Origin of the sequence: Frateuria sp., from assembly GCF_035943815.1 — a bacterium.
GTDB lineage: Bacteria > Pseudomonadota > Gammaproteobacteria > Xanthomonadales > Rhodanobacteraceae > Frateuria_A.
In genome coordinates this window covers 149915-172193 of the sequence record NZ_DASZBU010000015.1, presented here as the reverse complement: position 1 = coordinate 172193, position 22279 = coordinate 149915, and the positions used below count along the sequence as shown (strand labels likewise).

Below are 22279 nucleotides of genomic sequence, written 5' to 3'. Positions count from 1 at the left end.
TTGGGGTCGCGCCCAAAGGCGCCCCCATCCGCCTGTCGGCACCTTCCCCCGTTTACGGGGGAAGGTGCGTCTTCGAGCATTCCACCGATCCTTCCCCCGTTTACGCGGAAGGTGCCCGAAAGGGTGGATGGGGGCTCTTAGCGAGAGGCCGCTCAGCCGCCCCCTTTCATCCGCAAGCCGCCGCGCGCGCCAGCATTACGCTGCGTTCCTGCGCATTGCGGGTGAGCCCGGCGGCGCGCTCGAATTCGGCGCGAGCCTCGCTCGGCCGATCGAGCCTGGCGAGCAGATCGCCGCGCACGGCCGGAAGCAGGTGGTAGCTGGCGAGCGAAGGCTCCGCGCGCAGCGCATCGACCAGCGCCAGCCCCGCGGCCGGCCCCTCGGCCATCGCCACGGCGACGGCGCGGTTGAGTTCCACCACCGGCGAAGGCGCCACCTGCGCGAGCCGGGCGTAGAGCGCGGCGATGCGCGGCCAGTCGGTGGCATCGGCGGTGGCGGCGCGGGCGTGGCAGGCGGCGATCGCGGCTTGCAGCGCGTAGGGACCATCGGCGCCGCCGAGCCTGCGCGAACGCTCGAGCGCATCCAGGCCGCGGTGGATCAGCAACTGGTCCCACAGCGCGCGGTTCTGGTCCATCAGCAGCACCGGGCGGCCCTGCGCATCGGTGCGCGCGCGCGCGCGCGAGGCCTGGATCTCCATCAGCGCCAGCAGGCCCAGCACCTCGCTCTCGCGTGGCATCAGCCCGGCCAGCGTGCGGCCCAGTCGCAGCGCCTCCTCGCACAATGCCGGGCGCATCCAGTCCTCGCCCGTGGTGGCGGTATAGCCCTCGTTGAAGATCAGGTAGATCACGCCCAGCACAGCGGCCAGCCGACCGGAAAGCTCCTCGCCGCGCGGCACCTCGAAGGGCACGCGCTTGTCGGCCAGCGTGCGCTTGGCGCGCACGATGCGCTGGGCGATGGTCGGTTCGGCAGCGAGGAAGGCGCGCGCGATCTCCTCGGTGGTGAGGCCGCCGAGCAGGCGCAGGGTGAGCGCGACCTGGGCCTCGGTCGACAGCGCCGGATGGCAGGCGGTGAAGATCAGCCTGAGCAGGTCGTCGCCGATGTCGTCGTCGAGCGCTTCCAGGTTGGGCATGGTGAACGCCTCGTGCTCCGGATCGCCGTCCAGTGCCGCGTGCTTGCGCTCGACCAGCTGGCGGTGCCGCAGCACGTCGATGCCGCGCCGCTTGGCCGCGGTCATCAGCCAGGCGCCGGGGTTGTCCGGCACACCGGCGGTCGGCCAGCGCTCCAGTGCGGCGACCAGCGCGTCCTGTGCCAGCTCCTCGGCGAGGTCGATGTCGCGCACCACGCGGATCAGCGCGGCGACCAGCTTGGGCGCCTCGAGGCGCCAGACGGTTTCGATGGCACGGTGGGTGTCGGCTTGGCTCATCCCACGATCAGACCATCGCCGGCGGGAGGCGGCAAGTGGACGCCCGCCGGCGGTGTGCGTGTCGATGGCGCGAACCCGGCCTCGCCCGCCGTGGATTCTAGGCAGGCATCAGATCTTTCCGGCCAGCTCTCCGCGCATGCGTTCTTCCGCTGCGCGCAGCTCCGGGGTCAAGGCCTCGCCGAAGTCGTCGGCCTCCAGCAGCGGGCGGATCTCGATGGCGCAATCGCCCTCGAACGGTGCCGGGCAGCGGCGCGCCCATTCCAGCGCCTCGTCCATCGAGCGCACCTGCCACAGCCAGAAGCCGGCGATGAGTTCCTTGGCCTCGGCGAAGGGCCCGTCGACCACGCTGCGGCGGCCGCCGGCGAAGACCATCCGCTTGCCCTGCGAGCTGGGCTTGAGCCCTTCGCCGGCCAGCATCACGCCGGCCTTCACCAGTTCCTCGTTGAACGCCGTCATCTGCGCCAGCAGCTTCTGGCTGGGCATCACGCCAGCCTCCGATTCGGCCGTCGCGCGGACCATCACCATGCATCGCATACGTTTCTCCCGCTCCCATGCCGGCAAGGGCCGGCTTGCGTTGATACGACGCTCCACCGGGCGGGAATTCGACATGTCCTCAGCGCGGCCCTTCGCGCCGGGCATACTCGCCCGGGGGGCGGCCGACCAGACGCGTGAAGTCGCGGATGAAATGCGCCTGGTCGAAATAGCCCAGCGAGAGCGCGAGCCCGACCCAGTCGACGGCGCGCCCATCCTGCACCTGCGCGATCGCCTCGTGCAGGCGGTAGCGGCTGATCACCCACTTGGGCGCCACGCCCACGTAGCGGCCGAACAGGCGCTGCAGGCTGCGCACGCCCAGCTCCGCCCGGCTCGCCAAGGCCTGCACCGAGCGCAGCGCCGGATCGGCGGCGACCTCGGCCACCAGCGCCGCCAGCCGCGCCGCCTGCGGATCCGGCGGCGGCAGGTGGGCTAGCAGTTGGCGCTCGGCGGCGGCCGCCATCGCTTCCATCCCATCGCAGGCGAGCACGTCCGCTTCCAGCGTGGCGGCGCCTGGCAGCACGGCGACTATCGGCAGCGAGCGATTGGCCAATGTGGCCACCGGACGGCGCAGGAAAGGGTAGAACCCGCCCGCGCGGAACTTGATGCCGAATACGCAGCCGCGCTCTTCCAGGACCCGCTCGAAACGCCCTTCGTGCACGCCATGGATGCCCGACCGCCCCCGCTCGAGCACCAGTTGCACGTTCGGATGCGGCAGGGTTTCCTGGGTCTGTGGCGGCCGCCCTCGCAGGTCCCAGCGCACGCGCCAGTAGTGCTCGACGAAGGGCGCGAGCGCGGGACCCGGGGCCTGGCGCCGGTGTTCGAGGTCACCTTCCAGGCGCGGATGCAGCACACCGCGGGGCTTGCCCAGGTCCGCCGTCACGGCTGTCGCCTTTTTCCAATCACCGGACGCGCTCCTGAGCTGCAATGTGAGGCACGCGATGGTAGGGCAAGCTGCGCCATCATCGCGGCCATCGACCATGCCAGGAGAACCCATGCAAGCCCTCGGAACCTTCGACGTGAAACTCGCCCCACAGCCGGCCGCGCCCGGCATCGAGGCCGCCCGGCTCGGGCGCATGACCCTCGACAAGCAGTTCCATGGCGACCTGCAGGCGAGCAGTCTGGGCGAGATGCTGTCGGCCGGCACCGAGGTGCCCGGATCGGCCGGCTACGTGGCTATCGAGCGGGTGAGCGGCGCGTTGCACGGCCGGCAGGGCAGCTTCGTGTTGATGCATTGCGGGCTTATGGAGCGCGGCGCGCCGAGCCTGCGCGTGACGGTGGTGCCCGATTCGGGCACGGGCGAGCTGGCCGGGATCCGCGGCGAGCTGGTGATCCGCATGGAGCAGGGGCGGCACGAGTACACGTTCGATTACAGCCTGGCTTGAGCAGCGGCGCCATCCGCCCGTCGGAGCCTTCTCCTAAACCGGGGAAGCCTCAATGACGCGCCAAGTCCGCAGATCCTTGCGCCGGAAGCGCCTACTCGCCCGGCCCAAGCACCAGCGTCCATTTCACCGGCCCCGGCAGCAGTGGCGTGGCGCGCCCCTTGACCCAATCGGCATGCCCTGCGCCGTAGTAGGGCGACAGCGGGTTGTCCGCCTGCCCACCGGGCATTTCCAGTATGCCTTGCGCCTCGTGCCCGGGCGAAACCGCCAGCCGCTCGGAAGCGCCGAAATCCGGCGTGGCCACGCGCGGCATGTTGGCGTCGCCGGGTAGCGGGTCGTCGGGCATGTCCAGGAAGTGCGCGAGGAAGGCCGGCAGCGCGGGCGACAGCGTGTGGCGGATGCCGGCGCGGTTGACCTCGCCCCAGCGGCGTGCGGCCAGCCCGCCGGGTTGCGCGCCCAGTTCGATCACCACGCGGTGCGCGGCATCCAGCAGCAGCGCCTTCCAGCTACCGTAGCGCGGGTCGAGCAGCCACGCGGGCTGGTTGCGCAGCAGCGACCACACTGCCGCCTCGCCGTTGCCGCCGCCCAGGGGCCAGGAGAAATCCGGGTAGCGTGCCTGCACGCGCGCCACGAACGGCGCCAGCGCCAGGGCGTGCACCTGCTCGCGGAAGGCGCGCACCAGCCGGTAGTCCACGCTGTCCGGCGACGCGTGGTTGCGCCAGGTGGCGGTGAGCTTGCGCAGCGGCTCGAGCGCAGGATCGCGCGAGCCGGCCAGGGTGTCCTGCAGCAGGCGCTGCCACGTCGTCAGGAACACCGCGCGGTCGTCCAGCTGGATGTCGAGCAGGTTGCCGGTGGTGAATATGCCGTACGCAGCCAGGTCGTCGCGGATCTGCTGCGCGCGTGCGCCCAGATCGTGGCCGCCGTCGCCGAGCAGCTCCCGGGCCGAACCGTCGACGATCCGGTTGTTGGCCGTCCACAGCCGGCCGTTGGGCGGGTCGACCACGCGCGGGTAGTGCGCGGGCGCGGCCCAGCCCTGCCAGCCGCTGCCCGGTTGCGACCAGTCCGCCGGCCGCTGCGGTTCGCTGTCGGGCGCGCGCAGCGGAATGGCGTTGCCGGCGAGCGTCCAGCCGATGTGGCCCTCGCGGTCTGCCACCAGCAGGTTCTGCGGAGGCATGCCCATGGTCGGCGCCAGGTCCAGCGCGGCGGCCACGCTGGGTGCGCGCTCGAGCTGCATCAGGCCCAGGTTGTAGGCGCGCGGGTAGTGGGCGATCCAGGCCAGTGCCAGCGGCGTGCCGTCGGTGTCCCTGGCCAGGATCGGACCCCAGAGCGTGTCCTCCACCTCCAGCACGCGGTCGGGCGCGCCCTTCACGCGGATGCGCTCGGCATGGCGCTCGATCGTCGCCCAGCCGCCCGGCACCTTGTAGCGCGCCGGGTCGGCGCCGTCGCGCGTGATCCGTACCCAATCCAGCCAGTCGCCGTAGCTGTTGGTGAAACCCCAGGCGACCTGCCCGTTGGAGCCGGCCACCAGCGCCGGCGTGCCGGGCAGGGTGACGCCGACCGCGTCGCGCACGCCGCCCGGTGCGCTGGCGTCGGGATAGCGCAGGCGCGCGCGGAACCAGATGTCCGGCACGCGCAGGCGCAGGTGCATGTCGTTGGCGAGCATTGCCGCGCCGGTATCGGTAAGCGCGCCGGCGGCAGCGAAGCTGTTGCTGCCCGGGGAGCGCTCCTCCGGCACGGGCGTGAGCGCGCGGGACAGTCGCCTGGCGCTCGCCATGGTCGGCGCGCCATTGCGCAGGTCGAACACCGAGGCATCGGGCAGCAACGGCGGGCGCGACAGGCCGCCGGTGAGCGGCGCCTCCCACTCCGGGTCGGGTGCGAGCAGGAAATCGACCAGCGACGGGGGCAGCACCGCATGCATGCGGGCCAGTTCCAGTTCGCGGATGTTGCGTCCCTGGCCGTTGAGGTCGAGGTACATCGCGGCGATGACCAGTCCGCTGTCTTCCGACCGCCAGGGCTGGGGCGTGGTACCGAGCAGGAAGTATTCCCAGGGCTTCTGGCGCAGGTCGGCCAGCCCCGCGTTGACGCCGTCGCGGTAGCGGTCCAGCACGTGGCGCTGCGCCGGCGGCATCGCCGCATAGGCGGCCTGCGCCACGGCACGCAGACGGTGGCGGCGGATGTCCAGATCGTTCCCGAGCGCGGCCGGGCCCACCAGCTCGGCGAGCTCGCCGGCGGCGGCGCGGCGCATCAGGTCCATCTCGAAGAAGCGCTCCTGCGCATGCACGAAGCCCAGCGCGAAGGTGGCATCGTCACGGCTTCGCGCATCGAAGGTTGCGCTGCCGGCGGCATCGCGCGTGATCGCCACCGGCGCGGCGAGAGCCGTCAGGCGAAGCCGGCCATCGAGGCGTGCGCGGCTACCGGCAAGCAGATACCAGGCGAGTGCAAGGGCTGCAGCCGCCAGTACCGGCGCCGCCAGCAGCAGGCCGCGCCACAGGCGGATGCGGCGGCCGCTCATTCGGGCGCGAACACCGCGAAGATGCCGGCGTAGGGCTTGACCATGAACGCCGGCGCGCCGGCATAGCCCTCGCCGTCGAGGTAGAACTGCGAGATCGTGCCGTCCAGGAACAGCGCGTCGCGGCAGCCCAGCTCGTCGCGGAACAGCCGCGCGAAGGCGTGGAAGTTGACCGGCGCCTCGCTCACCGCGAACACCACCTGGTGCGGCGTGCGCGCGCACACGCCGCTGCGCCACTTCAGGCTGCCCGAGTCGTGCACGAAGGCGGGGTTGAGCTGGCCGTCGATGACCAGCATCGGCCCGGACTGCGTGGCCCACTGCGGCTTGCGCCCGTCGGCCTTGAAGGCGGCGCTGGTCTTCACCTCCGCGTGGCCGTCCGGATAGATCGCGAACACGCCGTTGGGCAGCAGCGAGAAGTTGCCCGAGGCGGGATTGCCGTGCGCCAGGTTCAGCGGCACCAGCGTCCTGCCGCCCTCCACGTACAGGCCCAGCGGCCGCGCGGCGCCGTCGTAGATGCCCGCGTTGGCGGCGAACAGCAGCCGGCGGCCCTGCTTCTGGCCCCACTGGCGCAGGCTTTCGATGTCGCCGAACGGCTCGCCACTGTCGGGCGCGCGCCAGTGCAACGTCAGCGGCTCGCGCTCGAGGTCGATGCTGACCACCTGGTAGTTCTGGCCTTCGAACGCGCGTTCCTCGCCGTCGAGCGCCTTGGCCGACGGTGCGCAGCCGGCCATCGCGGCCAGCAGCGGCAAGGACAGCCAGACCAGTCGGCGAAGGTGAAAGGTGGGTGATGCAAGAGGGGGCATGCCCCGATGGTCGCCGCCCGGCCGCGGCCGGTGCAAGTCCCGGCCGCGGCAGCGTTCATGCGTGCGGCCAGGGGACGGCGCGTGGGCGCTAGACTTGACCTTTTCCTTGCGCCGCCGCCATGCCCTACACCCCCATCGTCGCCACACTCGGCTATGTGCTCTCGCCCGACCGCGAACAGGTCCTGATGATCCACCGCAACGCGCGGCCGGACGACCAGCACCTGGGCAAGTACAACGGCCTGGGCGGCAAGATGGAGCCGGGCGAGGACATCGGTGCCTGCATGCGCCGCGAGATCCGCGAGGAGGCCGGCATCGAATGCACCTCGATGCGCCTGCGCGGAACGCTCAACTGGCCTGGCTTCGGCAAGCAGGGCGAGGATTGGCTGGGCTTCATCTTCCTCGTCGACGCGTTCGAGGGCACCTGCCTGGCCGGCAACCACGAAGGCACGCTGGAGTGGGTGCCGCGCGCGCGGCTGATGGAACTGCCGATGTGGGAGGGCGACCGCCACTTCCTGCCGCTGGTGTTCGACGAGGACCCGCGCCCCTTTCACGGCGTGATGCCGTACAAGGAGGGCCGGATGCAGTCCTGGTCCTACAGCCGCCTTTGAGCAGCGGCCGCTGTGGCGATCAGTGCATGGAATGCAGGCCGATCATGTTGCCTTCGGTATCGACGACGAGCGCGATGAAGCCGTAAGGCCCGATCGCGAACTTGTCCTTCATGACCTTGCCGCCCTGAGCGGCGACGCGTCCGGCTTCCACTGCGCAGTCCTGGCAGGAGAAATAGACCAGCGTGCTGTTGCCGCCCGAGGGCACGCCATCCATCTTCACCAGCGCGCCGGCCGCGCCGGTGCCGTCCTGGTGCATGGGGAAGGCCCACATCTCGATCGGACTGGAGTCGGGTGCGTCCAGCTTTTCCAGGTTCACGGCGAGTACCGCCTCGTAGAAGGCCTTCGCGCGCCGCAGGTCCTGCACGTAGATTTCGAACCAGCCGACGGGGTTCCTCATGGCTTTGGCCTCAGCTGGAATGGAACCGGATTTCCTGCGAACACCCGTCGTGCCGATGTGAAAGGGAAGGTGCGTGCCGCGCGGAACAAAGTGATCCGGATGCCGATCCCGACCGGAGGAAGTGGCTCAACCGTCGATGCAGTCGTGCAGGTTGGAGGCGTCGTGGCTCGATCCGACATCACCCTGCGGCGAACCACCGTTGCGGAGCCCGTGGCAGGGGGGATGGATGGGCGGCGGCGTTCCGGCCACCCGCCGCGCACGACTATCCAACGCGGGAGCGGCCGGAGGGGCGGCGGATGCGGCCGTGGCGGAGAACGAATGGTGGAAGGCCACCATGCCCATCACCACCACGGCGGCTGGCGCGAGCTTCGCTAGGAAGGCCCGCAGGCCCTTGCCGAAGATGCGCGAGTACATGATGTAGTAGGCCAGGAAGAAGTTGATGTGGAACGCCACCACCAGCGCCCAGGAAAGCTTGGACAGGTCGCGCTGCAGCACGCCCCACACGATCGCCGAGACCATCACCACGGACGAAGCCACGCCGGCGGCGAACAGCAGGTCGGTGCGGTCCAGCGCCTGAAAGAAGCTGCCGCTGGTGGAAAGCACCACCTGCACGGGAACGGCAATGGCCAGTATCCGCACGACCGGCACCACGGCACCCCATTGCGGGCCCAGCAGCCATGCCACGATCTCTCCGGCGAGCAGGAAGATGAGCAGGCCGGCGGCAGCACCGAGCAGGGAGAGCTTCCAGATGAACTCCCGATGGATCGCCTCGACCCTGGCCTTGTCGTGGGCGTATTGCTGCACCACCGGCTGGATTGCTGGCGTCATGGCGAAGGTGATCAGCACCAGCGGGTAGCGCATCAGGCGATAGGCCTTGTCGTACACGCCCAATGACGCCGTGCCCAGGTAGCGGCCCACCAAAATGTTGTCCAGGTTGCGCGAGAAGTAGTTGAGGACGTTGAAGCCGAACTGGTAGCCGGAAAACGAGAGCAGGGGCCGTATCGCCGAAAAGCGGGTTCCCCATTGCGGCCGGCCGAACCGCGTCCGGCCCGAGAACAGGTAGGTCATGAGAAAGTTGGTGGCGGCGCTGAAGGCGCTCTTCGCCGCCAGCGCGTGCAGCGGGTCGACCAGCCGCAGCAGAACCAGCGACAGCCCGGTGGACACCAGTTCCGACACGATGCCGGCGTTGGCGATGCGATAGAACGCCTGGTCGCGCAGCAGGAAGGCGGTGGGCACGATCGCGGCCGAATAGAACAGCAGCGAAGCGGCCACGTACGGCACCACCTCGCCCACCCGCGGCATGCCGTAGAACGCCTGCCACAACGGTCTGGCTGCCTCGAACACCATCGCCAGCACTGCACCGGTAAGCACGGTCAACCCGAACAGCCCGTTCCGGTCCTGCGGCGAGAGCGTCTTGAGATTGATGATCGCCGGACCCAGCCCCGCCTCGGTCATCAGCTGGAAGAAGGCGGAGAACACCGCGATGGAAGCCACCGTGCCGAAATCCCGCGGCGTGAAGATGCGCGCCAGCACTACCATCGACAGCAGGTTGGCCGCATAGACGCCGGCACGGCCGAGCATGCTCTTGGCGATCGCCTTGTACAGCGTGGCTGCACTCATTCGTATGCCTCGCGGCGCAGCGCGCCCTTGAGCCGATGCCCGACCAGCAGCAGTTCGGGAAACAGGCAGATCAGGATGCACACAGGCTTGATGTACCTGGGGTTCACGCAGGAGAGCACCCGCAGCAGCCGCTTGCGCTGCGCCAGCGGCAGCAGCGGCGGATACGCGATCCACCATTGCGCGAGGCCGCTGCGGATCATGTTCTGGATGAAATGGTTGAGCGACTTTCCGGTCTCGCTCTTTTCGCGCGCGACGTCCAGCCGGGAAAGCTCCAGCGCCACTTCCATGTAGCCTTCCACATGCCTGGGCTGCTTCTTCTGGGTCATGATGGAATCGGGCCGCAGGCGCCGGTTGAAAAGCTGGTCGGAAAGGCAGTAGACCTTCGCATCTCTGCGCTCCAGCAGCAGCCGCGTCGTGAAAAGATTGTCTTCGTGCAGGATGCCCGGGTAAAACGTTATTCCTGCGAACCGCTCCCTGCGATAAACGTAGAGGCAGGGTGACGGCAGGTAATTGTGGTATTTCCTCGACAGGATGAAAAACTGCTCCGCACGCATCGGCTTGCCGGTAAGTTCCGGCAACCTCTCGTAATTGAATTCGCCGGGGGGCATGGCCATGCCATCGCAGAACGAGCGGGCCGCGAAGAAAACCATGTCGACGCCATGATCCTTCATTTTCTCGACGCAAAGGGTCACGGTGTTTTTTTCGATATAGTCGTCGCCGTCGAGAAAGAGCACGTATTCGCCCGTGGCTAGCCTCAGGCCGGTGTTCCGCGCCGCGGACGGGCCCTGGTTGGGCGTGCTCACGACGGTCACATTGCGGTGGCTGGCCGCAAAATCCCCGAGCAGGGCCCGGCTGCTGTCCGTGGAACCATCATCCACGGCAATTATTTCCACCTCGGCGTAATCCTGGTTCGCGGCCGATTCCAGACATTGGACGAGATAGGGCGCGACGTTGTAGACGGAAATAATGATGCTGGCCCGGCCGGCGAGCGCGGGCGCAGCGTTCGAGATGTGGGCCATTTGGCTTTTTCCGGATTCGGCGACAAATGTGTATGAATGCGCCGGCGAACTCCGGCGCACGATACAGTTTCGCGCCCGCAAGCTTAGTTGCTCCTTATCAACGGGTTTTTTGCAAAGCGTTTGAGCAGATTAAACAGAGCGGCAATCGTGCCGGCGTGAAATCCAATTGACGATGGCGTCAATTTGGGGCGCATTTCGGGCCAAGGATTCACCCCGGTGCGTGCGCCTCAGGCGACGTCGGCCGTCCATTCCTCGCGGCTGAACTTGCCGCGCGCCAGCTCCGCCGCTTCCGCCAACTCGGCGGGACTCAGCGTGTCCTCGGCCAGGCCGTGCAGACGGCGGAAGGTGGCGATCATGTGATCGATGATCGCCGCGCGTGACAGGCCGGTCTGGCTGCGCAGCGGATCGACGCGCTTGGCCGCGCTCTGCGTGCCCTTGTCCGAAAGCTTCTCGCGGCCGATGCGCAGCACCTGGAGCATCTTGGCCGCATCGATATCGTAGGCCATGGTCACGTGATGCAGCACGGCGCCGCCGCGGTGCGCCTGCGCCGCGCCGGCGATCTTGCCGCCCTCGGAAGTGATGTCGTTAAGTGGCTGGTACCAGGCCTTGATGCCCAGCTCGCCCAGGGCCTCGAGCGTCCAGGCATCCATCCAGGCATAGGCCTCCTGGAAGCTCATGCCCTTGATCAGCGAAAGCGGCGCATAGATGGACCAGGTGATGGTGTTGCCCGGCTCGATGAACATGGCGCCGCCGCCGGAAACGCGCCGCACCACCTCGATGCCGTGGCTGCGGGCTGCCTCGGCGTCGACCTCGTTGCGCAGCGACTGGAAGCGGCCGATCACCACCGCTGGCGCGGCCCATTCCCACACGCGCAACGTGGGCGGGCGGTGGCCGGCACCGACCTCGTGGGTGAGCACCTCGTCCAGCGCCATGTGCAGTGCGGGCGATTGCGGCGCCGTGTGGATCAGGTGCCAGTCGTGGTCGTGCCACAGCGTGCGGGTCATGCGTCCCTTCCCTGGTGGGCGAGGTGAGGATCTATGGCGCGGCGGACCGCGACCGCGATGGCCTCCGGCGAAATCCCGTACATCATCACGCCTGGGGCGAGCTTGGCCCGTATCGCGGCGGCGAGCAGGTGCTCGTCGGCGTCGGCGCTCTGGCCTTCGAGCGCGGCGTCGATGGCATGCAGCGCCTCGTCCGGTTCCAGGAAGAAATCGCCGCTGACCTGCACGCCCCGGAGGCAGCCCTCGCGCACTTGCAGGTCGACCACGACCAGCTTGCCGCCGGGCATCTTGTACTCGCCGTGCACGGGTGTCCCTCTGCCGATGCCCAAAGCGAAGGCTAGCGCAGCGGCGCCGTGCGCGTCAGCGGTCAGTGGCCGTGGAAATGCCCGCTGCCCGTGCCGATCGAAAGGCTCACGCCGCCGGTGGGGTGATCGCAGCTGCCGAATGCCTTGCTGAGGTTGACCGTGCCCTGCTGGTAGCTGCCGTCGACGTGGCGGCCGCTCATCACGCCCATGCCCACGCTGCCGTGGAGCTGTGGCTTATTGAAGGTGGCGTCATCGCAGGCGGGAGTTGCCTCCGCCTGGTCGTCGGCAGCGGTGCGGCCGCTATGGTCGCCGTAGTAGACACCGGGCGTACTGGCCGGCTTGGGTGCCGTGCTTGCGGTGGCGGGTAGGTCGCTGGGCGGCAGCTTGAGGTTGAGCGGCGCCCTGGCGTCTTGCGACCAGACCGGAGCCGTCAGCAGCGAAGCCAGGAGCAAGGCGAGCGGGAATCGGGGGCGCATGGCGGGTTCCGGGGGGGCGGTGCCTGGGTGAACGTGCGGAGCAGCTTTCAGGTGTACCGGCATTGGAGTGGGTCCGGGCGCGAAAGTTTCGGGTTTCCTCGCGAGCGCGCTCCGTTCGTCTGGCGGCCCCTCCCTCGCGCTCGCAGGGGAAGAGTTCGGGCGCGGATGCTGCGGCATCGTGCTTTCCCCGGGGGTTACGGGGGGCGGAGCACGCCCCTTCTCGCGAGTGAGTCACCTCAGCCCGTGGTCTCGATGCGCTCGACACGGCGCAGACCCTGCGGCAGCAGGCCGCCGCGCGTGGCGCGGTTGCCGCCGTATTCGACCAGGCTCGACCACTTAAGCGTCAGCTTGCGCTGGCCGGCGTAGAGCGTCACTTCGCCCTTGCCCTCGGTCACCACGGCGATGCCGACCACCTTGATGCCTGCCGTGAGCTTGGCCTTGGGTACGTCGATCAGCTTGTTGCCCTTGCCCTTGTCAAGTTCCGGCAGCTCGGCCACCGAGAACATCAGCAGATGGCCTTCGGTGGTGACCACCACGACGCGGTCGCGAGCCGGATCGGCGCTGACCTGGGGAGCGAGGATCTTCGCGCCCTCGGTGAGACTGATGATCTGCTTGCCGGCCTTGTTGCGGCCGGTGAGCGCCTCGAAGCGGGTCACGAAGCCATAGCCGTGGTCGGTGGCCAGGATCAGTCGCGTGTCGTTGTCGGCGGCCGCCAGCGCATCGAAGCTCGCGCCCGACGGCGGGCTGAAGCGGCCGGTCAGCGGCTCGCCGTTGCCGCGCGCCGAAGGCAGCGTGTGTGCCGGCGTGGAGTAGCTGCGCCCAGTGGAGTCGATCACCGCGATCTGCTGCGTGGTACGCGCTTTCACCGCCGCCAGCAGGCCGTCGCCCTCGCGGTAGTTGAGGCCCTCGGCGTCCACGTCGTGGCCCTTGGCCGCGCGGATCCAGCCCTTCTGGCTCAGCACCACGGTGACCGGTTCGCTGGCCACCAGCGCGCTCTCGTCCAGCGCCTGCGCGACCTCGCGTTCGACCAGCGGCGAGCGGCGCGCGTCACCGTACCTGGCGGCATCGGCACGCAGTTCTTCCTTGATCAGGCTCTTCAACTTGGCGGGGGATTTGAGCAGCACGTTGATGCGCGCGCGCTCCTCCTCCAGTTGGTTGCGCTCGGCCTCGATCTTCATCTCTTCCAGCCGCGCCAGCTGGCGCAGCTTGGTCTCGAGGATGTAGTCGGCCTGTTCCTCGGAGAGCCTGAAGCGCTTCATCAGCACCGGCTTGGGCTCGTCCTCCGAGCGCACGATGCGGATCACCTCGTCCAGGTTGAGGTAGGCGATGTGCAGGCCTTCGAGCAGGTGCAGACGGCGCTCGACCTTCCCCAGGCGATGGTTGAGGCGGCGGGTGACCGTGTCGGTGCGGAAGGAGAGCCACTCGGCGAGGATCTTCTTGAGGTCCTTCACCTGGGGCCTGCCGTCCAGGCCGATCATGTTGAGGTTGACCCGATAGCTCTTCTCGAGATCGGTGGTGGCGAACAGATGCTGCATCACCTCGGCCGAGTCGACGCGGCTGGAGCGCGGCACCACCACCAGGCGGATCGGGTTCTCGTGGTCGGACTCGTCGCGCAGGTCCTCCACCATCGGCAGTTTCTTGGCGCGCATCTGCGCGGCGATCTGCTCGAGGATCTTGGACGGGCTGACCTGGTGCGGCAGCGCGGTGATGACGATGTTGCCGTCCTCCACCTGGTACACCGCTCGGGCACGCAGCGAGCCGGTGCCGGTCTCGTAGATCGACAGGAGCTCCTTGCGCGGGGTGATGATCTCCGCCGCGGTCGGGTAGTCCGGCCCCGGCAGGTGCTGGGCGAGGTCGGCGACGGTGGCGCCCGGGTTGTCGAGCAGTTCGATGCAGGCCGCCACCACCTCGCGCAGGTTGTGCGGCGGGATGTCGGTGGCCATGCCCACGGCGATGCCCATCGAGCCGTTGAGCAGCACGTGAGGCACGCGCGCGGGCAGCCATGAGGGCTCTTCCAGCGTGCCGTCGAAGTTGGGCACCCAGTCGACCGTGCCGTGCGCCAGCTCGCCCAGCAGCGCCTCGGCGATCGGGCTCAGCTTCGATTCGGTGTAGCGCATCGCTGCGAAGCTCTTCGGGTCGTCCGGCGAGCCGAAGTTGCCCTGGCCGTCGACCAGCGGGTAGCGGTAGGAGAACGGCTGCGCCATCAGCACCATCGCCTCGTAGCACGAGGTGTCGCCGTGCGGATGGAACTTGCCGATCACGTCGCCGATGGTGCGCGCGGACTTCTTGGGCTTGGCGGTCGCCGCCAGGCCCAGCTCGCTCATCGCGTAGATGATGCGCCGCTGCACGGGCTTGAGGCCGTCGCCGACGAAGGGCAGCGCACGGTCCAGCACCACGTACATCGAGTAGTCGAGGTAAGCCCGCTCGGCGTATTCCTTGAGCGGGATCTGTTCGAAATTGGCTTGCAGGTTCATGCAGGGGGTTTCTGGCACAGGTAACCGGCCGATGGTGCCAGATCGGCCGCAGAGGGGACAGCGTGGCCGGATCTACGGCAGCGCTGCGACTTCGCCCCTGTGGCCGGCTACGACGTGGGCGAGCGGGCCATTCCGGACTCTCGGGCCGGAAGCTACTGCCGTTCGACGGTCTCGCCCTGCTTCCTCAGCTGGGCCTGCAGGCTGTCCGGCCCGGCCAGGTGGGCGGCGCCCACGGCGATGAACACGGTGCCGGGCTGCTTGAGCATCCCGGCGATCTGCGTGGCCCAGGCCTCGTTGCGTTCGACCAGCAGGTGCTGGTAGAGCTGCGGGTTCTCGCGTTTCATCAGGTCGTTTTCCAGGCGCGCGATGGCCGCGTCGTCGCCGGCCTTCCAGGCGTCGATCAAGGCCTTGACTTCCACGCTGGCGCGGTCGGTGTCGCGCAGGGTGGAGCGCAGCAGGGCGAGCTGCATGGATTGGGGCATGTCGGCGAGGAAGCGGATCTGCTGCTCGGCCGTCTCCAGCCCGCTGACCGGCTTGCCTGCCTTCTCCATGGCGGCGCGCAGCTGGCGATCCACGCCCTGGGCCGGGTCGAGCCCGGCCTGGGTGAGCGGGGCGATGGTAAGCGTGAGCGCCGCGAGCCACGGGCGCATCACCTCCAGCGAGGCCATGCCGCCGGGCACCCTGGCCAGCCGCGCGGCGCGTTCCAGGCGGCCGCGGTCGAACGGCGTCAACAGGCTGGAGAGCGGATGGGCCATATCCATGCCGTAGCGCAGCACCAACGCTGCCATGTTGGCCTGGTCGTCGTCGACGATCTCTACATACATCTTCTGGCTGCCCGCCAGGGCCTGGTCGAGTGCCGGGAAATGCCAGTCGGTGTCGTGCGGAAGCAGGTGCACGGTGCCGAACAGGTAGATCGTGGTATCGGCGTCCTTGACCACCCACAGGCCCGGGTGCGCCCGCGCGGGGAGCGCGATGGCCAGGAGCACGCCCAGGCAGGCGAGGCGGCGGATCAGGCGGAGCTTCATCGGCACATCCGAGGTCGGCGGTGGCGCCGATCTTGCCTGCATGCCCGCACGGATGCGACAGGGGCTTGCCTCAGCGCGGCACTCGGTAGCCGCCGGGCACGCCGCGCGGGCTCAGCGTGAGTTGCCAGAGCTGGTCGCGCCGGCTGCGGAACACGGCGGCGGACACCGAGAGGTAGTAGTGCCACATGCGCCGGAAGCGCTCGTCGTAGCGGTGCGAGAGAGCCGGCCAGGCGGCGTCGACGTTGGCCTGCCACGCGGTGAGGGTGCGATCGTAGTCGGCGCCGAAGTTGTGCCAGTCCTCGACCACGAAGAGGCCTTCCAGCGCCGCCGCGGTCTGGCTCATGGCCGGGATCATCGAGTTGGGGAAGATGTACTTCTCGATCCACGGGTCCGGCCGCGAGGGGGCGCCGTTGCTGCCGATGCAGTGCAGCAGGAAAAGCCCGCCGCCGTCGGGCCCGTCCTCGCGCAGGCAGCGGCGCGCCACCTCGAAGTAGCTGCGGTAGTTGAGCGCGCCGACGTGCTCGAACATGCCGATCGACATGATCGCGTCGAAGGGCTCGTCGAGCTGGTGGTAATCCTGCAGGCGGATCTCGATGGGCAGGCCGGCGCAGAGCGTGCGCGCGTAGTCGGCCTGTTCCTGCGAGACGGTGATGCCTACGCCCTCGACGCCATAGGTCTGCGCCGCGTACTTGAGCGCCTCGCCCCAGCCGCAGCCGATGTCGAGCACGCGCTGGCCGGGCTTCAACCGCAGCTTGCGGCAGATCAGGTCGAGCTTGGCCACCTGGGCGTCGTCGAGGTTGTTCGCCTGCGCCCAGTAGCCGCACGAGTACACCAGCCGCTCGCCGAGCATGGCCTGGAACAGGTCGTTGCCAAGATCGTAGTGCGCCTTGCCGATCTCGAAGGCGTGCCCGCCGCGCTGCAGGTTGATGAAACGGGCCTTCAGATGCGCGATGAGCGTGTCGAGGGTTTTCAGTTCCTCGTCGATCTGCGCACGCAGCAGGCGGGTGAACAGGCCCGGCAGGTCGTCGCTGTCCCACCAGCCGTCCATGTAGGCCTCACCCAGGCCGAGCGAGCCGTGTGCGAAGACGCGCGCATACAGGCGCTCGTCGTGGATGCACAGGTCGCATGGCGGCTTGTCGCCGGCGCGGACGCCGGCCAGCGCGAGCAGGTCGACGGCACGGCGTTGCAGGGACTGCTGACGCATCGGCATTCCAGCGCTCCTCTCGGATGCGGCGCGCTTCACTTCGCGCCCGGAACTCCAAAGCGTATGGCCGAGGTTGCATAGACCACGTCGACACCTTGGGCACGCACGGCGGCCACGAAGGCCTCGGCCTGCTCCGGCCGCAGCAGGAACTCCACCTTCACCGGCAGATCGTCGGCCAGTTCGAAGAACGCCTCTTCGTGCAGCACGCCGTGGCGGCCGAAGCCGGCGGTGGCGCGGAACACCGAGCCACCGCCGATGCCCAGGCGCCGTGCCTGCTCCAGCAGCCACTCGGACAGAAGCTTGCCGTCGTGGCGCGCGCGCAGGTGGGCGTAGAAGCACAACTGCACGCCCTCGATCGTGGTTTCGCTCATGCCAGGCTCCTTGGTGTCAGTGGCGCAGCAGGCCGCGGGTGAGTGCGATGCCGAGCAGGGTCAGGCCGACCGAGCCGGCCAGGTGCATCAGCAGGTGGCCGCCGAACCAGAGGTATTGCTGGCGCAGCAGCAGCGTGGAGGACTCGGCCGAGAAGGTGGAAAAGGTGGTCAGCCCGCCGAGGAAGCCGGTGAACACGAACAGGCGCAGCTCCGGCGGCAGCGTCTGGAAGTGATCCCACACGCCCATCGCGCAGCCCATCAGCAGGCCGCCGATCAGATTGGCCGCAAGCGTGCCCGGCGGAAGGGTGGGAAAGACATGGTTGAGCAGGTTGCCCAGCAGCCAGCGCAGCCAGCAGCCGAGCGCGCCGCCGAAACCGATCGCGAGAAATCCGGTGTAGCCCACGAGAGCGCTCCTCAAAGACCCGAGTCGTTCGGACGTCCGCGCTGCGGGCACGCGCCCGCACCCGGAGACGGTCCGGTGTGCAGGCATCATCAGCCCCGCCTCCTAGAGTGCGGCGTGGGGCGGTTCGTTCCGGCGGAACGGGAGGCATGCCATCTCCCAGACGCTGGATGCTAGCGGATGGGGAAGGCGGGCGGCAAAGGGCTTCCCACCCCCGCTCTCGGGGCCCCCTTTCTCGTGGAAAGGGGGAAGGATCACTTGCCGGCGGGCGACCGGGCCCTTCCCACGCGGAAGGTGGCGACAGGCGGATGGGGCAACACGACAGAAAGCTGCCGTGCACTGCACCGAATCAGCGCCGGCTCGCATGGCATACTCGCCACCGCTTCCCGTCGCCCGCCCATGACCACCACCCATCCTCCCATCCGGCGCAGTCTCCCGTGGCTGCTGGCGGGCCTGTCGATGATCGGCCCGTTCTCGATCGATGCGGTGTTCCCCGCGTTCCCGCTGATCGGCACCGCGTTCGGGGTGGAGCCGGTGGCGCTGCAGCAGCTGCTCAGCGTCTACCTGATCACCTACGCGGCGATGAGCCTGTTCCACGGCGCCATTTCCGACGCGATCGGGCGCAAGCCGGTTATCGTGGCGGGCATGCTGGGGTATGCGCTGGCCTCGGCGGGCGCGGCGCTGTCGGTGTCCTTCGGTATGCTGCTCCTCTGCCGCGGCGTGCAGGGCGCTTGCGCGGGTGCAGGGCTGGTGGTGGGACGCGCGGTGATCCGCGACAGCCTGGAGGGCGAGGCGGCGCAGCGGCTGATGTCGCGGGTGATGATGATCTTCTCGGTGGCGCCGGTGATCGCGCCGATGGTCGGCGCGCAACTGCTCGGACTGGACGGCTGGCACGGCATCTTCTGGGTGCTGGTGGGGTTCACCTCGTTGCTGGCGCTGCTGCTGGTGCTGCTGCTGGAAGAGACCCATCCGCCGCAGCGGCGTAGCCGCTTCGCGCTCAAGCCGCTGCTGGCCAGTTACGCCTCGTTCGGCCGCGACGGACCGTTCTGGCCGCTGCTGGTGTCGGTGACGGTCAACTTTTCCGGCCTGTTCCTGTACATCGCCTCGGCACCGCGCGTGGTGCGCGGCTTGCTGGGGCTGTCGGCGCAGGGTTTCCCGTGGCTGTTCATTCCGGTGGTGGCGGGGCTGGTGGGCGGCGCCTGGATTTCCGGCCGACTGGCTGGCCGCCGCGGCGTGGGCTTCACGGTAAACCTGGGCTATGCGGTGATGCTGCTGGCCTGCGTGGGGCATCTGGCGCTCGCGTTGGCCTTGCCCTCGCCGCGGCTGCCCTGGTCGATGCTGCCGCTGGTGCTGCACGGCGTGGGCGTGCAGTTGGCGTTCCCCACGCTGACCCTGCTGCTGCTGGACCGCTTCCCGCACCAGCGCGGTGGCGTCTCCTCGGTGCAGGCCTTCGCCAGCCTGCTGCTGTGCAGCGTGGTGGCGGGCGTATTCTCGCCGCTGCTGTCGGTGGACATGCTGCACCTGGCGTCGGGCGCCAGCGTGGTGACGGTGGTCGGCGCGTTGACCTGGGCGATCTACCTGGGCATGAGCCGCCGCCGACGCGTGCCCCAGCCGCGCGACATCGAGCTGCAGGCGCAGATCGCCGAACCGCGCTGAGGGCGCGGCTCGCGCTGTCCGCGGACACGTGCCCTCGCGTGACTTTCGCCAGTCGGCCGGGTAGTGCTGGCCACCTATGCTGCGCATCGTCCCCGGTTGCCCAAGTCTCCGATGCGTCCTTTCGCCCCCCGACCCTCCCGGCCCCGTGGCCTTCTCGCTGCGCGCGCGCTGTCCGCCGCACTCGCCCTGCTGGCCCTGCCGGCCATGGCGGTCGATGTGGACGGCCACATCGATCCGGCGGAATGGCAGGGCGCCATGCACATCACCGATTTCCGCAAGACCCAGCCGCTCAACGGGGAGCCGGGCAGCCTCCCGACCGAGGCGTGGGTGCTGTCCACGCCCGAGGGCCTGGCGATTGCCTTCCGCTGCATCCAGCCGCCGGGCCTGCCGCGCACGCACCAGCGCATCCGCCGCGACGAGCAGGCGCAGGTCGACCGCGTGAACCTGATGGTGGATTTCGACGGCGACGGGCGTACCGCCTACAACTTCATGGTCACCCTCTCCAACGACATCAACGATGCCGTGGTGACCCAGCAGACCCAGTTCAACACCGACTGGGACGGCAACTGGAAGCACGCCGCCAGCGAGGACGCGCAGGGCTGGAGCGTGGAGATGCTGATCCCCTGGTACATCGCGCCCATGCGCAGCGCCGTCGGCGGCCAGCGCACCATCGGCCTCTACCTGGACCGCGTGATCGGTTCCACCGGCGAGCGCGACGCCTGGCCGGTGGCGAGCTTCAACAAGCCGCGCTTCGTTTCCGATTTCAAGCCGGTGACGCTGCCGGCCTACACGCAGCCGCTGTTCGCGGTGACGCCCTACATGGTGGCCGTGCGCGACCAGGTGCACCGGGACAACAGCTTCAAGGGCGGTGCCGACATCTTCTGGAAGCCCAATGGGCAGACCCAGCTCACCGCCACCATCAACCCCGACTTCGGCCAGGTGGAGAGCGACGACCTGGTGGTGAACTTCGGCGCCGAGGAGACGTTCTTCACCGACAAGCGGCCGTTCTTCACCGAGAACCAGGGCATCTTCGATTTCGGCATGCTGATCGACAACAGCCAGCTGATCTACACCCGTCGCGTGGGCGGACCGGCGGACGACGGCAACGGCGCCGGCGACGTGACCGGCGCGGTGAAGCTCAACGGTAGCGTGGGCGCCACCCGCTACGGCGTGCTGGCGGCGCAGGAAAGCGGCGATGCCGGACGTACCTTTTCCGCGTTGCGGCTGATCCACGACTTCGACACGCAGACGCTGGGCATGCTCGCCACCCGCGTTGAGCGCCCTTGGTTGGGCCGCGATGCCGACGTGCTGGGCATCGACCACCGCTGGCAGCCCAACGCGCAGCTCTCGGTCACCAGCAACGTGGTCGGCAGCGCGATCGACCAGCAGGGGCGCACCGTGCGCGGCATGGGCGCCACCTCGGTGGTCGAGTACGAGATGAACGAGCGCTGGAGCCAGCAGTGGCTGGCGATGCATTTCGACGACCGGCTCGACCTCAACGACTTCGGCTACCTGCCGCGCAACAGCCTCAACTACGCGCACTGGGAAGTGCGCCGGCGCTACGCCGACCTGCCGGCCAGCTCGCTCTACGCCTCGCACCTGTGGCGCTGGCGCATCATCGGCATGGACAACGACCACGGCCTGCCGCTGCAGCGGCAGTTCCGGGTGATCCGCAAGAGCGAGCTGCGCGACGGCGGCGAGGTGACCTGGCAGCTGAACCTGGACGCCGCCGCGCACGACGACCTGCTCACCCGTGGCCACGGCGCGTTGCGCACGCGACCCACCGCGATGCTGGACTGGCTGCGCAAGAGCCCGCGCAAGAGCGACTGGTCGTGGAAGTCGGAAGTGACGTTGAAGGGCAGCGACCGCGTGGGTCTGCATCGCATCGGTTACGAGGCCATCTTCCAGCCCACCTACTTCATCAACGACGCCTTCAGCGTGTTCACCGGCATCGACTACCAGTTCAGCCCCGACTGGCTGATCTGGCAGCACGACAATCTGATCGGCAGCTTCGACGGTCACTCGATCCTGTTGGACGCGGGCCTCAACTGGAACATCGGCAACCGCCAGGAGCTGCGCGTGAAGCTGCAGGCGCTGGGGCTGGATGCGCGGCTGCTGCAGGCCTACCGCGTCAACGGCGACATGCGGGCGGTGGCGGTGGACGACCCGGTGGCCGACTTCAGCGTGCGCCAGCTGGGTTTCCAGATCCGCTACCGCTACGAACTGGCGCCGCTGTCGGACCTGTACGTGGTGTACGGGCGCGGCGGCTATGCGCTCGATCCACGCTTCGACGAGGCCGGCAGCCAGTTTGGCCGCAGCTTCGCCTTGCGCGACAGCGAGCAGCTGCTGGTCAAGCTGGCCTATCGCTTCGAGCTGTAGGCCGGCGCAGGGCGCCGACGCGTTGACGCGGCGCGCGGCATGCTGCGCGGATGACCCCCGACTTCATCGCCTCGTTGCTGGGCCGCACCGCCGCGGTGCTGCCGCGGGACTTCTACCGACGCGATCCGCGCGTGGTGGCGCCGGCGCTGCTCAACAAGGTGCTGCTTGGCGCGGACGGGCGCAGCGGTCGTATCGTGGAAACCGAGGCCTATGCCGGGGCGATCGACCCGGCCGCGCATTCCTGGCGCGGGCGCACGGCGCGCAACGCCACCATGTTCGGTCCGCCGGGCTTGTTGTACGTGTACTTCACCTACGGCATGCACTGGTGCTGCAACCCGGTGTGCGGCGATGAAGGCGAAGGCGTAGCGGTGCTGCTGCGGGCGCTGGCGCCGCTGACCGGATTGGCCGCCATGCGCGGCGCAAGACCTGCCTGTCGGCACGACCGCGACCTGTGCCGGGGTCCCGCGCGGCTCTGCCAGGCGATGGGGATCGCCGGCGCGCAGGACGGCATCGACCTGGTCGAGGGCACAGCCGGCTTCACCCTGGTGGACGACGGCACGCCGCCACCGGCCGAGCCCGGGGTTTCCCCGCGCATCGGCATCACCCGCGCCGCCGCGGAGCCCTGGCGCTGGTACGTGAGTGGCGACCGGCACGTGTCGCGATAGGCGTTCGCGTGCGCCTCCATCGCCGCTTGACGCC

The 22279-nt window shown here is 68.9% G+C and carries 21 protein-coding genes and 1 riboswitch; of the genes, 5 read left to right on the top strand and 16 right to left on the bottom strand.

The genetic code is table 11. The features are described 5' to 3' along the window. Nucleotides 1-166: 166 nt before the first annotated feature. The 3 genes from VGU65_RS11425 to VGU65_RS11415 all read right to left on the bottom strand — a co-directional run bounded on the left by VGU65_RS11425 (nucleotide 167) and on the right by VGU65_RS11415 (nucleotide 2834). Nucleotides 167-1420, bottom strand: a complete 1254-nt coding sequence (locus tag VGU65_RS11425) for an RNA polymerase sigma factor (protein ID WP_327475806.1) — start codon at nucleotides 1418-1420, stop codon at nucleotides 167-169. Nucleotides 1421-1528: 108 nt separating this feature from the next. Further along, nucleotides 1529-1954: a YciI family protein gene (locus tag VGU65_RS11420; protein ID WP_327475804.1), complete on the bottom strand. Its 426-nt coding sequence runs from the start codon at nucleotides 1952-1954 to the stop codon at nucleotides 1529-1531. A gap of 79 nt (nucleotides 1955-2033) precedes the next feature. Continuing rightward, a complete protein-coding gene (locus tag VGU65_RS11415; protein WP_327475802.1) occupies nucleotides 2034-2834 on the bottom strand; it encodes a DUF6597 domain-containing transcriptional factor in 801 nt (266 codons plus the stop codon). Between the two features lie 112 nt (nucleotides 2835-2946). Here VGU65_RS11415 and VGU65_RS11410 point away from each other — a divergent pair, with 112 nt between their 5' ends. Next, the gene (locus VGU65_RS11410) at nucleotides 2947-3336 is read left to right on the top strand and encodes a DUF3224 domain-containing protein (RefSeq protein ID WP_327475800.1); all 390 of its coding nucleotides are present in this window, start codon (nucleotides 2947-2949) and stop codon (nucleotides 3334-3336) included. A 91-nt stretch (nucleotides 3337-3427) separates the two neighbouring features. Here the strand turns inward: VGU65_RS11410 and VGU65_RS11405 are convergent, their stop codons facing one another. Together VGU65_RS11405 and VGU65_RS11400 are read right to left on the bottom strand one after the other, a co-directional pair. Then, on the bottom strand, nucleotides 3428-5845 hold the full coding sequence (locus VGU65_RS11405) for a penicillin acylase family protein (protein WP_327475798.1): 2418 nt from the start codon (nucleotides 5843-5845) through the stop codon (nucleotides 3428-3430). After that, entirely contained in the window at nucleotides 5842-6645 is an 804-nt protein-coding gene (locus VGU65_RS11400) for a phosphodiester glycosidase family protein (protein ID WP_327475796.1), read from the bottom strand. The genes VGU65_RS11405 and VGU65_RS11400 overlap by 4 nt, the downstream gene beginning before the upstream one ends. 119 nt (nucleotides 6646-6764) lie before the next feature. On the opposite strand from VGU65_RS11400, the gene VGU65_RS11395 reads away from it, so the two are divergent. Continuing rightward, nucleotides 6765-7253, top strand: coding sequence for an NUDIX hydrolase (locus tag VGU65_RS11395; RefSeq protein WP_327475794.1), 489 nt, complete (start codon nucleotides 6765-6767; stop codon nucleotides 7251-7253). A gap of 19 nt (nucleotides 7254-7272) precedes the next feature. Here the strand turns inward: VGU65_RS11395 and VGU65_RS11390 are convergent, their stop codons facing one another. From VGU65_RS11390 to crcB, 11 genes are all read right to left on the bottom strand, one after another. Next, complete coding sequence (locus VGU65_RS11390; protein WP_327475792.1) at nucleotides 7273-7650, bottom strand: VOC family protein; 378 nt, start codon at nucleotides 7648-7650, stop codon at nucleotides 7273-7275. A 126-nt stretch (nucleotides 7651-7776) separates the two neighbouring features. Next, entirely contained in the window at nucleotides 7777-9270 is a 1494-nt protein-coding gene (locus VGU65_RS11385; protein WP_327475790.1) for a lipopolysaccharide biosynthesis protein, read from the bottom strand. After that, complete coding sequence (locus VGU65_RS11380; RefSeq protein WP_327475788.1) at nucleotides 9267-10289, bottom strand: glycosyltransferase family 2 protein; 1023 nt, start codon at nucleotides 10287-10289, stop codon at nucleotides 9267-9269. The genes VGU65_RS11385 and VGU65_RS11380 overlap by 4 nt, the downstream gene beginning before the upstream one ends. Nucleotides 10290-10516: 227 nt before the next feature. Continuing rightward, the gene (locus VGU65_RS11375; RefSeq protein WP_327475786.1) at nucleotides 10517-11293 is read right to left on the bottom strand and encodes a lipoate--protein ligase family protein; all 777 of its coding nucleotides are present in this window, start codon (nucleotides 11291-11293) and stop codon (nucleotides 10517-10519) included. After that, complete coding sequence (gene lplB, locus VGU65_RS11370) at nucleotides 11290-11577, bottom strand: lipoate-protein ligase small subunit (RefSeq protein WP_327475784.1); 288 nt, start codon at nucleotides 11575-11577, stop codon at nucleotides 11290-11292. The genes VGU65_RS11375 and lplB overlap by 4 nt, the downstream gene beginning before the upstream one ends. Nucleotides 11578-11657: 80 nt before the next feature. Continuing rightward, on the bottom strand, nucleotides 11658-12071 hold the full coding sequence (locus VGU65_RS11365) for a hypothetical protein (protein ID WP_327475782.1): 414 nt from the start codon (nucleotides 12069-12071) through the stop codon (nucleotides 11658-11660). A 236-nt stretch (nucleotides 12072-12307) separates the two neighbouring features. Beyond that, nucleotides 12308-14545 carry a DNA topoisomerase IV subunit A gene (parC, locus tag VGU65_RS11360; RefSeq protein ID WP_327475780.1) on the bottom strand — a complete coding sequence of 746 codons (2238 nt, stop codon included), beginning with the start codon at nucleotides 14543-14545 and terminating at the stop codon, nucleotides 12308-12310. A gap of 152 nt (nucleotides 14546-14697) precedes the next feature. Further along, nucleotides 14698-15570 carry a TraB/GumN family protein gene (locus VGU65_RS11355; RefSeq protein ID WP_327475778.1) on the bottom strand — a complete coding sequence of 291 codons (873 nt, stop codon included), beginning with the start codon at nucleotides 15568-15570 and terminating at the stop codon, nucleotides 14698-14700. Nucleotides 15571-15640: 70 nt separating this feature from the next. Then, complete coding sequence (gene cfa / locus VGU65_RS11350) at nucleotides 15641-16774, bottom strand: cyclopropane fatty acyl phospholipid synthase (RefSeq protein WP_327475776.1); 1134 nt, start codon at nucleotides 16772-16774, stop codon at nucleotides 15641-15643. A gap of 35 nt (nucleotides 16775-16809) precedes the next feature. Beyond that, nucleotides 16810-17145, bottom strand: coding sequence for a putative PII-like signaling protein (locus tag VGU65_RS11345; RefSeq protein WP_327475774.1), 336 nt, complete (start codon nucleotides 17143-17145; stop codon nucleotides 16810-16812). Nucleotides 17146-17161: 16 nt separating this feature from the next. Continuing rightward, on the bottom strand, nucleotides 17162-17548 hold the full coding sequence (gene crcB, locus VGU65_RS11340; RefSeq protein ID WP_327475772.1) for a fluoride efflux transporter CrcB: 387 nt from the start codon (nucleotides 17546-17548) through the stop codon (nucleotides 17162-17164). 73 nt (nucleotides 17549-17621) lie between these two features. Further along, nucleotides 17622-17714, bottom strand: a riboswitch (Fluoride riboswitch). Between the two features lie 230 nt (nucleotides 17715-17944). On the opposite strand from crcB, the gene VGU65_RS11335 reads away from it, so the two are divergent. The 3 genes from VGU65_RS11335 (at nucleotide 17945) to VGU65_RS11325 (ending at nucleotide 22245) form a co-directional block, all read left to right on the top strand. Continuing rightward, nucleotides 17945-19201, top strand: a complete 1257-nt coding sequence (locus tag VGU65_RS11335) for a multidrug effflux MFS transporter (protein ID WP_327475770.1) — start codon at nucleotides 17945-17947, stop codon at nucleotides 19199-19201. A 111-nt stretch (nucleotides 19202-19312) separates the two neighbouring features. Further along, nucleotides 19313-21580, top strand: coding sequence for a DUF5916 domain-containing protein (locus VGU65_RS11330; protein WP_327475768.1), 2268 nt, complete (start codon nucleotides 19313-19315; stop codon nucleotides 21578-21580). Nucleotides 21581-21630: 50 nt separating this feature from the next. Then, the gene (locus VGU65_RS11325; RefSeq protein WP_327475766.1) at nucleotides 21631-22245 is read left to right on the top strand and encodes a DNA-3-methyladenine glycosylase; all 615 of its coding nucleotides are present in this window, start codon (nucleotides 21631-21633) and stop codon (nucleotides 22243-22245) included. Nucleotides 22246-22279 lie beyond the last annotated feature (34 nt).

Coding starts and splice junctions, on each gene's coding strand:
- VGU65_RS11345 (WP_327475774.1), bottom strand. CDS start 17,145: ATGAGCGAAACCACGATCGAGGGCGTGCAGTTGTGCTTCTACGCCCAC.
- VGU65_RS11380 (WP_327475788.1), bottom strand. CDS start 10,289: ATGGCCCACATCTCGAACGCTGCGCCCGCGCTCGCCGGCCGGGCCAGC.
- VGU65_RS11390 (WP_327475792.1), bottom strand. CDS start 7,650: ATGAGGAACCCCGTCGGCTGGTTCGAAATCTACGTGCAGGACCTGCGG.
- lplB (WP_327475784.1), bottom strand. CDS start 11,577: ATGCCCGGCGGCAAGCTGGTCGTGGTCGACCTGCAAGTGCGCGAGGGC.
- VGU65_RS11385 (WP_327475790.1), bottom strand. CDS start 9,270: ATGAGTGCAGCCACGCTGTACAAGGCGATCGCCAAGAGCATGCTCGGC.
- VGU65_RS11395 (WP_327475794.1), top strand. CDS start 6,765: ATGCCCTACACCCCCATCGTCGCCACACTCGGCTATGTGCTCTCGCCC.
- VGU65_RS11325 (WP_327475766.1), top strand. CDS start 21,631: ATGACCCCCGACTTCATCGCCTCGTTGCTGGGCCGCACCGCCGCGGTG.
- VGU65_RS11355 (WP_327475778.1), bottom strand. CDS start 15,570: ATGAAGCTCCGCCTGATCCGCCGCCTCGCCTGCCTGGGCGTGCTCCTG.
- VGU65_RS11405 (WP_327475798.1), bottom strand. CDS start 5,845: ATGAGCGGCCGCCGCATCCGCCTGTGGCGCGGCCTGCTGCTGGCGGCG.
- VGU65_RS11375 (WP_327475786.1), bottom strand. CDS start 11,293: ATGACCCGCACGCTGTGGCACGACCACGACTGGCACCTGATCCACACG.
- VGU65_RS11365 (WP_327475782.1), bottom strand. CDS start 12,071: ATGCGCCCCCGATTCCCGCTCGCCTTGCTCCTGGCTTCGCTGCTGACG.
- parC (WP_327475780.1), bottom strand. CDS start 14,545: ATGAACCTGCAAGCCAATTTCGAACAGATCCCGCTCAAGGAATACGCC.
- VGU65_RS11410 (WP_327475800.1), top strand. CDS start 2,947: ATGCAAGCCCTCGGAACCTTCGACGTGAAACTCGCCCCACAGCCGGCC.
- cfa (WP_327475776.1), bottom strand. CDS start 16,774: ATGCGTCAGCAGTCCCTGCAACGCCGTGCCGTCGACCTGCTCGCGCTG.
- VGU65_RS11330 (WP_327475768.1), top strand. CDS start 19,313: ATGCGTCCTTTCGCCCCCCGACCCTCCCGGCCCCGTGGCCTTCTCGCT.
- VGU65_RS11420 (WP_327475804.1), bottom strand. CDS start 1,954: ATGCGATGCATGGTGATGGTCCGCGCGACGGCCGAATCGGAGGCTGGC.
- VGU65_RS11335 (WP_327475770.1), top strand. CDS start 17,945: ATGACCACCACCCATCCTCCCATCCGGCGCAGTCTCCCGTGGCTGCTG.
- VGU65_RS11425 (WP_327475806.1), bottom strand. CDS start 1,420: ATGAGCCAAGCCGACACCCACCGTGCCATCGAAACCGTCTGGCGCCTC.
- VGU65_RS11400 (WP_327475796.1), bottom strand. CDS start 6,645: ATGCCCCCTCTTGCATCACCCACCTTTCACCTTCGCCGACTGGTCTGG.